The organism is Streptomyces sp. Q2 (assembly GCF_056820935.1).
The window spans coordinates 63,410-75,834 of sequence record NZ_JBXEJE010000005.1; the positions used below are offsets into that span (position 1 = coordinate 63,410).

Below are 12,425 nucleotides of genomic sequence, written 5' to 3' on the forward strand. Positions count from 1 at the left end.
CTCCCCGGATCCGGGGAGGGCCGCCTCATGTGCGGGTGAGCTGTCAGCACTTCTCCCGCAGGGAGTGCAGGTGCTCGCTCGAACGGCGGGCGAAGGTGAACGACTCGGTCGGGTTGTCGTGCTCGGCCTGCCAGTGGTGGGCGAGCCGTTCGCCGCGCAGCCGGGTCACGGCGGAGATGAACCGCTGGTAGTCGATGTCTCCGTCACCGACGTCGGTCATGCGGTAGCCGTACTGGTTCGCCGGGTCGCGCTCCCCGTCCTTGACGTGGAAGAGCGGGTAGCGGTGGGGCTGCCTGAGGACGTAGTCGAGGGGTTCGAAGGGTGCGGGCGTGCCGTCGGGCCGCTTCGAGAAGCGGAACTGGCCCGAGTACGCCCAGAAGATGTCCATCTCCAGGAACACCAGGTCGGGGTCGGTCTCGGCGAGCAGCACGTCGTAGAGCCGGACCTTGGGGTTGTCGGTGGCGAAGGAGAACTCCTCGGAGTGGTTGTGCTGGTAGAACTTCATGCCGCGTGCCCTGGCCGCCGCGCCGTAGGTGTTGAAGTCCTCGGCCGCGCGCTTCCACGCGTCGACGGTCGAGCCGTAGCGGAACGGTCCGGCGGCGGTGCCGATGTGCTTGAGACCCAGGGCCTGGGCGTCGTCGAGGACCTTGGTGAGGTTCTGGGCGAAGGTGTAGGCGTTCGGGTCGCTGGAGTAGTAGCCGACGTGGCTTCCGATCGGGTTCAGGCCGTGGTTCCGGGCCAGCCGTTTGAGCTGGGCGAGCGTGATCGGACCGGCCGAGCCCTGGGTGTACCCGGCGAACTCGACCTCGTCGTAGCCGTACTTCTCCAGCTCGGCGAAGACGGGGGCGAAGCCCAGGGTGGAGACCTTGTCGCGCAGGCTGTACAGCTGGATGCCGAGGCGCCCGGGCGGCAGGACGGGACGGCCCCGGCCGGTGGCGGAGGTCGCTGCTTCGGTGCCGGCGGTGGCGGCCGTGGCGGGGGCCGCCGCGGCGCCGAGTATGGCGGCGGCGGTGGTGCCGGCGGCCACGCCGAGCATGCCTCGTCTGGTGAGGCGGTGGGTGAGTTCGGGGTCGTGCGCCTTGCTGGCCCCGGTGGTGCGGGGGGTGCGGCTCATGTGGAACTCCTCGTGGTGGGAGGGCGTTGTCAGTGGTGAGTGCTTCACTGGTGACCAGTCAGGACAGACCGGACAGGTGGAGCAGCAGTGCTTTCACGTCGGTGGCCGCCACGCGGTCGCCGACGGCGCGGGGGGTGGAGCAGATGAGGAGCGGACCGTCGTCGTCGCTCTCGGGGAGGCGGCCGTGGCTGCCGCGAATAGGTGAGGGATCCAGGGGCACGACCGCCATGCGGTAGCGCATGCCGAGTTTCTTGCGGGCCAGTGCCGTGGCCGCCTTCACCTTCACGTAGGGGTCGAGCGGGTCCATGAAGAGTTCGGCCGGGTCGTAGCCGGGTTTGCGGTGGATCTCGACCAGCTGCGCGAAGTCGGGCGCGCGGGCGTCGTCGAGCCAGTAGTAGTACGTGAACCAGGCGTCCGGCTCCGCGACGGCGACGAGTTCGCCGGAGCGCGGATGGTCGAGGTGGTGGGCCTTCTTCCCCTGGTCGTCCAGGAGTTGCCCGATGCCGGGCAGGCCGTCGAGGGCGGCCCGGGTCGCGTCGAGGTCCTCGGGCCGGCGGACGTAGACGTGGGCGATCTGGTGGTCGGCGACGGCGAAGGCGCGGGAGGCCATCGGGTCGAGGTACTCCATGCCGTCCTGCGTGTGCACCTCCAGCAGCCCGGCGCGGCGCAGGGCGCGGTTGATGTCGACGGGCCGGTCCACGCGGGTGATGCCGTACTCGGACAGCGCGACGACGGTACGGCCCTCGGCGCGGGCGTCGTCCAGAAGCGGGGCCAGGGCCGCGTCCAGGTCGGCGGCCGCCTTCAGGGAGCGCGGGTCGTCGGGGCCGAAGCGCTGCAGGTCGTAGTCGAGGTGGGGGAGGTAGCAGAGCGTCAGGTCGGGGTGGCGGGTGCGGATGATGTGGCGGGTCGCGTCGATGATCCAGCGGCTGGAGACCAGGTCCGCGCCCGGTCCCCAGAAGTGGAAGAGGGGGAAGGTGCCGAGTTTCTCGGTGAGTTCGTCGTGGAGGGCGGCGGGCCGCGTGTAGCAGTCGGGTTCCTTGCGGCCGTCGGCGTAGTAGACGGGACGGGGGGTGACGGTGATGTCGGTGTCGGCGCCCATGGCGTACCACCAGCAGATGTTGGCGACGGTGTAGCCGGGGTGTGCGCGGCGGGCGGCGTCCCAGAGTCTGTCTCCGGCGACCAGGCCGTTGTGCTGACGCCACAGGAGTACGTCGCCGAGTTCGCGGAAGTACCAGCCGTTGCCGACGATGCCGTGCTCGCCGGGGTGGGTGCCGGTCAGGAAGGTGGACTGGGCGGCGCAGGTGACGGCGGGCAGGACGGTGCCGAGCGGCGCGCGGGAGCCGGATTGGGCGAGCGCCTCGAGGTGGGGCATGTGGTCGAGGAGACGGGGGGTGAGGCCGACGACGTCGAGGACGAGGAGGGGGGTCGGGCCCGGGGTGGTCCGGGGGGTGCTCATGGGAGCTCCTTCAGGCCGAGGTCCGTCAACAGGTCGCGGGCCAGGGTGAGTTCGGCGGCGATGCCGTCGGCGAGCTGGGAGCGGCCGCGGGGCCGCAGCTCGGGCGGGAGCGCCTGCCAGGTGTAGGTCTCGACCTCCAGGTGGCGGGTGAGCGGGTGCGGACCGCCCACGAGCCGGGTCAGGGCGGCCTTCAGGACGGGGAGCGTGGAGGTGAGGGGTGCGGCGGGGGCCGCGTGCAGCGGGACGTGGAAGTGGGCACGCCAGGGGGACGCGTCGGGAAGCGTGTCGCCGTTGAGGGCCTCGCCGAGGTCGTCGGTGCCGCGCAGGCCCGAGGCGGTGGCCGTGCGGGTCTGGTGCAGGAAGCGGGGTTCGTCGAAGGCGGCCAGGGCCTTACGGACCTCGGGCAGATGGGGGTGTTCGGCGTGCAAGGCGGCCGAGAGCTGGGACTTGACGACGGGGACACCGGCCCCGGTGAGCGCGTCCAGGGCGGTGTGCGGGTCTTCGAAGGAGGTGGCGAGGTGGCAGGTGTCGACGCAGATGCCGATGCGGTCGTGGCCGATCGCGGTGAGCGGGGCGAGGGCGTCGGCGGTGGTCTCGACGACGCAGCCGGGTTCGGGTTCGAGGCCGACGCGGATGGAGCGGCCGGTCAACTCCGCCAGGGCGTCCAGTCGTCGGGCCAGGGTGAGCAGGGCGGTGCGGGCCGTCTCGGAGCGGGCTGTCGTGGACGTACCGTCCGCTGTGGCCCAGCCGTCGGCGGGTGGCAGCGCGGTGCGCCAGGCGAGCGGCAGCGTGGAGATGCTGCCCTCGGTGACGTCGTCGGGGAGGAGGCCGGCCAGGACCCGGGCCAGGGCGGTGGTGTGGTCGAGGCGTTCGGGGTCGGCCCAGTCCGGCCGGTACACGCGGTACTTGACCTCCTCGGCGCCGAAGCCCTCGTAGGGGAAGCCGTTGAGGGTGACGACCTCGAGGCCGCGCCGGTCGAGTTCGGTGCGCAGCGCGCGCAGGGCGGACGGGTCGGTGACGAGAGCGTCGGCGGCGTCCTTGGCGAGCCACAGGCCGATGCCGAGCCGGTCGCGGCCCAGGCGCCGGCGGACGGGCTCGCAGTGGTCCCGGAGCTGGGCGAGGACACCGTCGAGGGTTTCGGCGGGATGGACGTTGGTGCAGTAGGCGAGGTGGACGGTGGAGCCGTCGGGGTGGCGGAAGCGCATCGCTCACTCCCCGCCGCGCAGCACGGAGTTGCCCTCGTGGGTGGCCTCGGGCGGCGACACCTCCAGGTTCAGACGGCCGCTGAGGCCGTAGAAGGCGATCGGGTTGCGCCACAGCACCCGGTCGACGTCGTCCTCGCCGAAGCCCTCGGCCAGCATCAGGTCGCCGACCCTGCGCGTCTTGAGGGGGTCGCTGCGGCCCCAGTCGGCGGCGGAGTTCACCAGCACCCGGTCGGGCCCGTACGCGTCAAGGATCGCGACCATCCGCTCCTCGTCCATCTTCGTCTCCGGATACACGGAGAAGCCCAGCCAGCAGCCGCTGTCCTTGGCCTCCTCGACGGTCGTCTCGTTGAGGTGGTCGACCAGGACCCGCTCCGGGGACAGCGCCGACTCCCGGACGACGTCGAGGGTGCGGCGCAGGCCGGCGAGCTTGTCACGGTGCGGAGTGTGGACGAGCGCGGGCAGGTGGTGGTCGGCGGCGAGCTGAAGCTGCGCGGCGAGGGCGGTGTCCTCGGCGGGGGTCATCGAGTCGTAGCCGATCTCGCCGACGGCCACGACCTGGTCCTTGACGAGATACCGGGGCAGTTCGTCGAGGACGGGCACGCAGCGCGGGTCGTTCGCCTCCTTGGGATTGAGGGCGAGCGTGCAGTGGTGGGCGATGCCGTACTGGGCGGCGCGGAAGGGCTCCCAGCCCATCAGGGAGTCGAAGTAGTCGAGGAAGGAGGCGGGTGAGGTGCGGGGCTGGCCGAGCCAGAAGGACGGCTCGACGACGGCACGGACACCGGCGGCGCGCATGGCCTCGTAGTCGTCGGTGGTGCGGGACGTCATGTGGATGTGGGGGTCGAAGATGCGCATCAGAACTCCTCGCCGTCGCCGCCCTGATCGCCCTTCACTGCGGGCGGGGCGGCCGTGGGGTCGGTCAGGGTCAGGACGCGGTACAGGTCCTCGGGGACGGGGCGGCCGGCGGCGGTGCGTTCGGCGGCGTAGTCGCGGAGCATGCGGGCCAGTTCCGCGTCGGCGTCGGCCCGGCGGTCCAGGTCGGCCACCGCGTCGACGGGCACACCGGTGAACAGGCACTTCAGGACGGCGTGGCGCCACTGGTGGGCCGGCAGGTGCCGGGCGGCGTACGGGCCGACCGCGGCGGCGAGGAGGCGGGTGTCGTTGGTGCGCAGGGCGTCCTCGACGAGCGGGAGGGCCTGCGGGCCGGGCACCAGGTGGGGCAGGGCGTGCAGGACGGCTCGGCGTTCGGCGGCGGTGCCCTGGGCGTAGACGCGGGTGAGGGCGTCCGTGTCGGCGCGGGCCGCGTGCAGGATGAGGACGCGGACGGCGTCGGCGCAGGTGGAGCCGCAGCGGCGCCCGGCCTCGGCGAGGCGCAGCTCCCACACCGAGATGGGCCCGTGCGTGCCGGGATGTGCGGCGGCCTCGTCGAGGGCCTGGTCGAGCCAGGCGCGGGCGGCGTTGTCGAGGTGGGCGACGACACGGCCGTGCAGGTCGGGCGGCGGAGTGCGGGCGAGGGTGACGCCCTGGAGGTCTGCCGCCGGGATCGCCGGGTCGGCGGGGGTGTGGGTCATGAGGTGCTCCCTTGTGAGGGCGCCGCCGCGTGACGGAGGAACGGGAGGGACAGTTCGGCGAAGTGAGGGCCCGCATGGGAGTGGCGGGGCAGTTCCACGACGGTCAGGCCCTGGTAGCCGGCGGCGGACAGGGCGGCGAGCACCGGCGGGAAGTCGATCTCCCCGTCGCCGAGAGGGAGGTGTTCATGGACACCGCGACGCATGTCCTCGATCTGGACGTGCCGCAGCCAGGGGGCGGCGGCGCGTACGCACTCGGCGACGGACCAGGGCTCCAGGCACTGGCAGTGACCGATGTCGAGGGTCAGGCCGAGCTGCTCCGGGTCGCCGAGGGTACGGCGCAGCCGGTGGAAGTCGGCGAGGGTGGCGAGGAGGTGACCGGGTTCGGGTTCGACGGCCAAGGGGACGCCGGCCCGGGCGGCGGCGTCCAGGACGGGGGCGAACGCCTCGGCCAGACGCTTCCACGCCGTGTCCGCGTCCGTCCCCGCCGGTGGGATTCCGCTGAAACAGTGAACGGCGTGGGCACCGAGGTCGGCCGCCACCCGGATCGCGCGGAGCAGCAGGCCGACACGCCGGGCACGGTCGTCCGGGTCGGGGTCCAGCAGGGAGGGGCCGTGTTTGCGCCGGGGGTCGAGCACATAACGGGCGCCCGTCTCCACGGTGGCCGACAGGCCGAGCACGTCCAGCCGTTGCGCGAGGCGGCGTGTGCGGGCGGCCAGGTCCGGGGCGAACGGGTCGAGGTGCATGTGGTCGAGGGTCAGCCCGACGCCGTCGTAACCGAGGTCGGCGAGAAGCGTGAGGGCGTCGCCGAGGCGGAGGTCGGCGAGGCCGTTGGTGCCGTAGCCGAAACGGAGGGGGCGGGGGGTGGAGGGGGGTGGGGTGATGGCGGGGCCTTGCGCGTAAGGGGTGGTCGCGGGGTTGTGCGGCCGGGTGTCCTCGGCGGTCCGGGTTGCGGCCTTGGCCGTTGACGGGCGGGGCGCCTCAGGGGTCACGTCACGCTCACCTTCCTCGCGAACCTCCCGGCGAGCGGGGCCAGGGCTGCTGTGAGCAGTGCGGTGACGGGGGCGCCGGAGCGGGCGCAGAGGGCGGCCTGGAAGGGGATCGTGGCGCGGATGCCGCCGCTGACGGCTCGTTGGGTGAGCGGGGGTGACGGGTTGAGGGCGGCGTGGAAGTAGGGGCGGGCGGCGGTCGTCGCGTAACCGGCGGCGAGCGCGGTGCGCAGGGCGGCTTCGGGCGCGGGCACGGGGATGCCCGGCCGTGTGGACGGACGGGTCAGGAGCCGGGTCAGCGCCGCGGTCGCGGCCAGGGCCGCCAGCGGGACCAAGGGTGAGCCGCCTTGGGTTTCCCGGCGCGACACGGTCGTGACCGTGAGGGTGTGTGCGCTGAGGAGGGCGGCGGACGGAAGGGCTCGGCGGATGCCGCTCGCGGTGCCCGTGGCCGGCGTGGTCGCCTCCCGCCCGAACGCCCTGCTGCTCGTCGTGGCCGTGGCCGTGGCCCCGAGCAGCAGGTCCAGGCCGCGCGCCGCCGCCATGGCCACCGGGCCCGCCGGGGTGCGTTTCAGAGCGAGGTCGTACGCCCAGACGGTCGCCGCCAAGGTCGTCGCCACGGCAAGAGCGGGGCGGCCGGCGCGAGCGGCCAGGGACAGGCCGGCGCCGGTGAAGGCGCAGGCCGCCGCGAGCGCCGCGGTGGGGTGGACGCGGCCGGAAGGCAGCGGGCGGTGCGGGCGCTCGGCGGCGTCCTCGTCCCGGTCGGCCCAGTCGTTGAGGGCCATGCCGGCCTCGTACAGACAGAGGGAGGAGCAGATGGCCAGCAGGGTGCGGGAGTTCGGGTGCGGGGCGGCTGCCGCCGCACCGGCCAGGGCATCGCCCGGGACGGTGAACAGGGCGGGCAGGCGAAGCAGTTCGGCCCAGGCCGCTCTCGCCGCGGGGCCGGTCATCGCGCCGCTCCGGCCCGCAGCCGCTGCCCGAACCCCACCAGTGCCGCGTACTGCTCCCCCAGGGCCGACGGCCCCTCCCCCACCGGATCCTTGAAGTAGAAGCCCAGCTCGGCCAGCGGGCCGGACAGGCCCCGCTCGTGGGCGCGGGCGGCCAGGCGGGCCAGGTCGAGGACCAGGGGTGCGGCCAGGGCGGAGTCGCAGCCCTGCCAGGTGGTCTGGAGGATCATGCGGACGCCGAGGAAGCCGTCGAAGGCGACGTGGTCCCAGGCGGTCTTCCAGTCGCCGAGTACGGAAACGTCGTCGATGTGGACCTCGCCCTCGGGGACCGTGCCGAGGGTGTCGGCGAGGACCCGCTCCTTGCCGGCGTTCTTCGCCGCCGCGGCGGCAGGGTCGGCGAGGGAGGCGCCGTCGCCGCCGCCCAGGAGATTGGTCCCGGACCAGGCCCGCACGGCGAGCGCCCGCTGCGCGAACATCGGGCCCAGCACCGAGCGGAGCAGGGTCTGGCCGGTCTTGCCGTCCCGGCCCGCGTAGGGGAGCCCCGACGACTCGGCGAGCGGCGCCAGCGCCGGATGGTGCAGGCCGGTCGACGGGGTGAAGTTCACGTACGGGCAGCCCGCGCGCAGGGCCGCCGCCGCGTAGAGGGAGCTGGCGGGCAGGCCGGTGCCGGTCGCCGCCGGTTCCGTGGAGGCGACGTTCACCACGACTGCCCGCTCCAGGGCCCGCCGCTGTACGAAATCCCGTATGTCGGCGGCGAAGCCGGCGATCAGCTCGTCCTGGCTGCGGGTGTCGTCCGGGGCGGGTCCGCCAGGCCTGATCTCCCGGTCGGCGGCGGTCAGTTCGGCCTCGATCGCCGACGGGAGACCGTACGGCAGGACACCGCCGGCCGCCAGCGCCTCCGCGCGTTTGGGCAGGGGGCAGTCCAGCGTGTCGTGGCCGCCGAAGACGAGGGTCCCCAGGGCCGGCAGACCGCTGTCGGCGAACGCGGGTGTCTCGGTGACCAGGCCGCTCGGCGGGTGCAGGCCCGCGCTCACCGCGGCACAGCCGGCGACGACCGTGGTGGCGACGGAGCCACGCGCCCCGATCAGCCATACACCGACGCGCGGTGCGGAAACGGACGCGGACATGGGCAGCCTCCTTGTCGAACGGGTCGTACGAGGTCGTACGAGGTCGTACGGACTAGCACGAACTCGCACGAGTTATCGCGAAGTGGCATGAAACAGCCGTACGAACACCCGGGCCATACGCACGCCGGAGGTCGCACGGAACTCGCGGTGGGGAAAGACGGCGGGCGGGAGTCCGGCGTCCCCCGCCCGCCGCCGTTCAGTCGCCCGGTGAAGCCGTGGGTGCCAGGGACTTCGCGGGCAGTTCCTTGATGCGGATGTCGCGGAAGGACACCCGGTCGTCGGCTCCGTGGTTCTGGATGCCGACGTGACCGTCCCTGAGGCTCCGGGCCGGATCGGTGTTGGTGAAATCGTTGATCTTCACGCCGTTGAGCCAGACGCGCAGCCGCTCGCCCTCCACTCGGATCTCGTACGTGTTCCACTCCCCCGGCGGGTTCAGCGCGCGGTCGCGCTTGTTCACGTCGGCGGACCGGAACCCGTAGACGGAGCCGGTGGTCCTCTCCGGCACGTCGGTGGCGTCGATCTGGATCTCGTAGCCGTTGTTCACCGCCGACCACGGGTCGGACGAGGGTGGGAAGCCCACGAACACCCCGGAGTTGTCGTCGCCGGACTCACTGGCCATCCTCCAGTCGAGCTTCAGCGAGTACGCCCCGAAGGCCCGGTCGGCGTACCAGAGCATCCCCATCCCGCCCGACGAGGTGATCGTGCCGTCGTCGTCCAGGGTGAAGGAGCCCGGGCCGGCCTGGCTCCAGCCGGCCGTCGAGCCGCCGTCGAAGAGCGGACGGTATCCGGTCTCCGGTCGACAGTCCGCCTGGACACCGCCTGTCGCATACAGGATTCCGCCGGCCAGGTGTCTGCGGAATGCCGGATCCGCGTACGACTCCTTCGTGTGCCCGCCGCCCGTGTAGAAGGCGCGGCCGCCCTGGTAGGTCTGGCACCAGGCGATCGGATGGTCGCCCTGCATGGTGCCGCCGGTGTACGACGACTCGTCGAGCGAGGCGAGGACGTGGGCCCGTTCCCGGGGGTTCGAGCGGTAGTTGTACCACTCGTCGGTGCGTTCCCAGGTCTGCGGAAGGTCCGAGGTCGCCGGGTGCGCGCGGTCCTCGACATGGACGGTCGCGGGCTGGATCGCCGGGTGCGACTGGAAGTAGGCGCCGGCGAGGCCGCCGTAGAACTCCCAGTCGTACTCGGTGTCGGCGGCGGCGTGAACGCCGACGTAGCCGCCGCCGTGGCGGATGTAGCCCTCGAAGGCCGCCTGTTGGGCGGGGTCGAGGACGTCTCCGGTCGTGGACAGGAACACGACCGCGTCGTACCGCCGCAGGTTGCGCGCGGTGAACGCGCCGGCGTCCTCGGTCGCGTCGACCGTGAAGCCCGATGTCCGGCCGAGCTGTTGGACGGCCGCCACGCCGTCCGGGATCGAGTCGTGCCGGAAACCGGCCGTCTTGGAGAAGACGAGCACCCGTCCGTCGTCGTCGGGGTGCGAGGCGGCGGGCCCGCAAACGCAGCCGAGGAGCAGCGTCGCGCCGACAACCGCCGTGCTCACACGTCTGGTTGGTCGCATCTCGATCGCCTCCTGTCAGCCGGTGGTGAAGGTGAAGTCGTCCACGTCGTACAGGGCTTCGGAGCCACTGCCCTTGAAGACCAGGTACAGCGTGGTCGTGCCGCGTGGGGCGCGGGACATGCCGGCGCTGACGTCCTGGAAGGTGTCCCAGCCGCCGGTCACCGGCACGGTCGCCTTGCCGAGCAGCGTGCCCTTCGCGGACCCGGCGCGGATCTCGAGCGTGCCGCCCGCGCCGGCCGAGGAGACCCGTGCGGTGATCTTCTTGGCGTTGCCGAGGGCGTACGGCGTGAAGGAGATCCAGTCGCCGTTGTGCACGTCCCCGACCGTCTTCCCGCCGTGCGCGGTGTCCTTGTCCACGACCGAGACGCCCAAGGAGGTGCCGAAGTGCTCGGCCTGGCGGTGCTTGGGCTGGACCACGTTCTGGTCGTGGGTGGTGAGCGGTGCCTGGCCGCCGCCTCCGCCGTCGGTGTACTCGGCGTCGAACACGCCGAAGATGTTGGCGTCGTCGTCGTGGCCGCCGTCGGCACTGGTCTGGATGGTGCCGGTGCAGCCGTTGGCGGAGGTCAGCGGGTGGCCGTGGGTGTCGTGGCCGAGGATGAAGGTGACCTTGACCTTCGAGCAGTCGATGTTCCTGCCGTCCTCGGGGTCGGTGACGCGGACCTTGAACGGGATCGCGTCGCCGAAGCTGAACAGCTCACCGTCACGCGGGAGTTCGAGGGTCACCTTCGGCGCGGTGTTGCCCACGACGATCTGCACGCTCGCGCTGCCGGTGCGGCCGCTCGGGTCCTTGGCGGTCAGGGTGGCGGTGTAGGTGCCGTTCTTCTTGTACGTGTGTGCCGGGTTCGCCGCGGTCGACTTGGCGCCGTCGCCGAAGTCCCAGCCGTAGGTGAGGGCGTCGCCGTCCTGGTCGGAGGTGCCCGCGGAGGAGAAGCTCACCCGCAGCGGGGCCTGGCCCGAGGTCCGGCTCGCCGCGGCCTGCGCGACCGGGGAGTGGCCGTCGGTGGCGTTCTCGATGCGGTACAGGGCCGAGTGCTCGTCGCCGCCGAACCAGGAGACGCCGTAGTCGAGGACGTACAGCGCGCCGTCGGGGCCGAAGGCCATGTCCATGATCTGGGTGCCGGTCCACGGCACGTCGTTGATCGACTGGACGGTGCCGTCGGCGTCGCTGGTGATCCGCTTGATCCAGCGGCGGCCGAACTCCCCGGCGAAGAAGTCGCCGTCGTAGGCCTCGGGGAACTTCACCGGCGAGTCGAGCGAGGCGTCGTAGTGGTAGACCGGGCCACCCATCGGGGACTCGGAGCCGCTGCCGAACTCGGGCACGGATCCGCCGTCGTACGGGATCCAGGCCGGCTGGGCGGGCGGCAGGTCGGTCAGACCGGTGTTGTGCGGGGAGGTGTTCTTCGGAGCGCTGCAGTCGAACGGCGCACCGGATACCCCGGTCGCGAAGTCGTATGCGATATACGGGTCATTGTCGCCCGTACAGAACGGCCATCCGAAGTTCCCGGGACCGGTGACCCGTGCGAACTCCACCTGACCGGCAGGTCCGCGGGCCGGGTCGGCGGCGCCGGCGTCAGGTCCGTAGTCGCCGACGTAGAGGATGCCGGTCTCCTTGTCGACGCTGAAGCGGAACGGGTTGCGAAAGCCCATCGCGTAGATCTCGGGCCGCGTCTTGTCCGTGCCGGGCGCGAAGAGGTTGCCGTCGGGGATGGCGTACGAACCGTCGGCGTTCACCTTGATGCGAAGGATCTTGCCGCGCAGGTCGTTGGTGTTGCCGGACGAACGCCGGGCGTCGAAGGCGGGGTTGCGGCCGTCCCGGTCGTCGATGGGGGTGAACCCGTCGGACTGGAACGGGTTGGTGTCGTCGCCGGTCGACAGGTACAGGTTGCCCGCCGCGTCGAAGTCGATGTCGCCGCCGACGTGGCAGCACAGGCCGCGCGAGGCCGGGACGTCGAGGATCTTCTTCTCGCTGGCGGCGTCGAGGGTGCCGTCGGTGTTCAGGACGAACCGGGAGAGGCGGTTGACGCCGTCGAAGGGCGCGAAGTCGGCGGCGGTGCCGGTCTCGGGGGCGTCGCCCGCGGGGGTGTTCAACGGGGGCGCGTAGTAGAGGTAGATGAAGCGGTTGGCCGTGAAGCCGGGATCCACGCCGACGCCTTGGAGGCCCTCTTCGTCGTGGGAGTAGACGGCGAGTTTGCCGGCGAGTCTCGTGTTGCCCGCCGCGTCGGTGAGGCGGAGTTCGCCGTCGCGCGAGGTGTGCAGGACCGAGCGGTCGGGGAGGACGGCGAGCGACATGGGCTCGCCGACCTCCGGCTCGCCCTTGGCGAGGGTGACCTGCTGGAAGTCCTCGGCGGCGGAGGCGGCCGGCGCGGCCGGGGCGGTCCCCGGGTCGGCGACGGCTGCGCCGGCCTGTGGCGCGGTCAGGGTGAGGGACGCGCCCGCCAGCAGCGCGCCGCTGAGCAGGGCGACCGCC

10 protein-coding genes are annotated in these 12,425 nt (G+C 72.4%); all 10 read right to left on the reverse strand.

Annotated features, from left to right (window positions below):
* Positions 1–43: 43 nt before the first annotated feature.
* Positions 44–1,114: a sugar phosphate isomerase/epimerase family protein gene (locus ACWBNA_RS07340; RefSeq protein WP_482703393.1), complete on the reverse strand. Its 1,071-nt coding sequence runs from the start codon at positions 1,112–1,114 to the stop codon at positions 44–46.
* A gap of 58 nt (positions 1,115–1,172) precedes the next feature.
* Positions 1,173–2,570, reverse strand: coding sequence for an alkaline phosphatase family protein (locus tag ACWBNA_RS07345; protein ID WP_482703394.1), 1,398 nt, complete (start codon positions 2,568–2,570; stop codon positions 1,173–1,175).
* Positions 2,567–3,775, reverse strand: a complete 1,209-nt coding sequence (gene eboE, locus ACWBNA_RS07350; RefSeq protein WP_482703395.1) for a metabolite traffic protein EboE — start codon at positions 3,773–3,775, stop codon at positions 2,567–2,569. The genes ACWBNA_RS07345 and eboE overlap by 4 nt, the downstream gene beginning before the upstream one ends.
* Before the next feature lie 3 nt (positions 3,776–3,778).
* Complete coding sequence (locus ACWBNA_RS07355) at positions 3,779–4,627, reverse strand: TatD family hydrolase (protein WP_482703396.1); 849 nt, start codon at positions 4,625–4,627, stop codon at positions 3,779–3,781.
* The gene (locus ACWBNA_RS07360; protein WP_482703397.1) at positions 4,627–5,343 is read right to left on the reverse strand and encodes an EboA domain-containing protein; all 717 of its coding nucleotides are present in this window, start codon (positions 5,341–5,343) and stop codon (positions 4,627–4,629) included. Before ACWBNA_RS07360 ends, ACWBNA_RS07355 begins: the two co-directional genes overlap by 1 nt.
* On the reverse strand, positions 5,340–6,224 hold the full coding sequence (locus ACWBNA_RS07365) for a sugar phosphate isomerase/epimerase family protein (RefSeq protein ID WP_482703555.1): 885 nt from the start codon (positions 6,222–6,224) through the stop codon (positions 5,340–5,342). The genes ACWBNA_RS07360 and ACWBNA_RS07365 overlap by 4 nt, the downstream gene beginning before the upstream one ends.
* Before the next feature lie 104 nt (positions 6,225–6,328).
* Positions 6,329–7,276: an SCO3242 family prenyltransferase gene (locus tag ACWBNA_RS07370; RefSeq protein WP_482703398.1), complete on the reverse strand. Its 948-nt coding sequence runs from the start codon at positions 7,274–7,276 to the stop codon at positions 6,329–6,331.
* Entirely contained in the window at positions 7,273–8,400 is a 1,128-nt protein-coding gene (locus ACWBNA_RS07375; protein WP_482703399.1) for an inositol-3-phosphate synthase, read from the reverse strand. The genes ACWBNA_RS07370 and ACWBNA_RS07375 overlap by 4 nt, the downstream gene beginning before the upstream one ends.
* 196 nt (positions 8,401–8,596) lie before the next feature.
* Positions 8,597–9,958, reverse strand: coding sequence for a ThuA domain-containing protein (locus ACWBNA_RS07380; RefSeq protein WP_482703400.1), 1,362 nt, complete (start codon positions 9,956–9,958; stop codon positions 8,597–8,599).
* Positions 9,959–9,973: 15 nt separating this feature from the next.
* Positions 9,974–12,425 (reverse strand): PQQ-dependent sugar dehydrogenase (locus ACWBNA_RS07385; RefSeq protein ID WP_482703401.1); only part of this gene is annotated, 2,452 nt, incomplete at its 5' end.

Coding starts and splice junctions, on each gene's coding strand:
- ACWBNA_RS07340 (WP_482703393.1), bottom strand. CDS start 1,114: ATGAGCCGCACCCCCCGCACCACCGGGGCCAGCAAGGCGCACGACCCC.
- ACWBNA_RS07345 (WP_482703394.1), bottom strand. CDS start 2,570: ATGAGCACCCCCCGGACCACCCCGGGCCCGACCCCCCTCCTCGTCCTC.
- eboE (WP_482703395.1), bottom strand. CDS start 3,775: ATGCGCTTCCGCCACCCCGACGGCTCCACCGTCCACCTCGCCTACTGC.
- ACWBNA_RS07355 (WP_482703396.1), bottom strand. CDS start 4,627: ATGCGCATCTTCGACCCCCACATCCACATGACGTCCCGCACCACCGAC.
- ACWBNA_RS07360 (WP_482703397.1), bottom strand. CDS start 5,343: ATGACCCACACCCCCGCCGACCCGGCGATCCCGGCGGCAGACCTCCAG.
- ACWBNA_RS07370 (WP_482703398.1), bottom strand. CDS start 7,276: ATGACCGGCCCCGCGGCGAGAGCGGCCTGGGCCGAACTGCTTCGCCTG.
- ACWBNA_RS07375 (WP_482703399.1), bottom strand. CDS start 8,400: ATGTCCGCGTCCGTTTCCGCACCGCGCGTCGGTGTATGGCTGATCGGG.
- ACWBNA_RS07380 (WP_482703400.1), bottom strand. CDS start 9,958: ATGCGACCAACCAGACGTGTGAGCACGGCGGTTGTCGGCGCGACGCTG.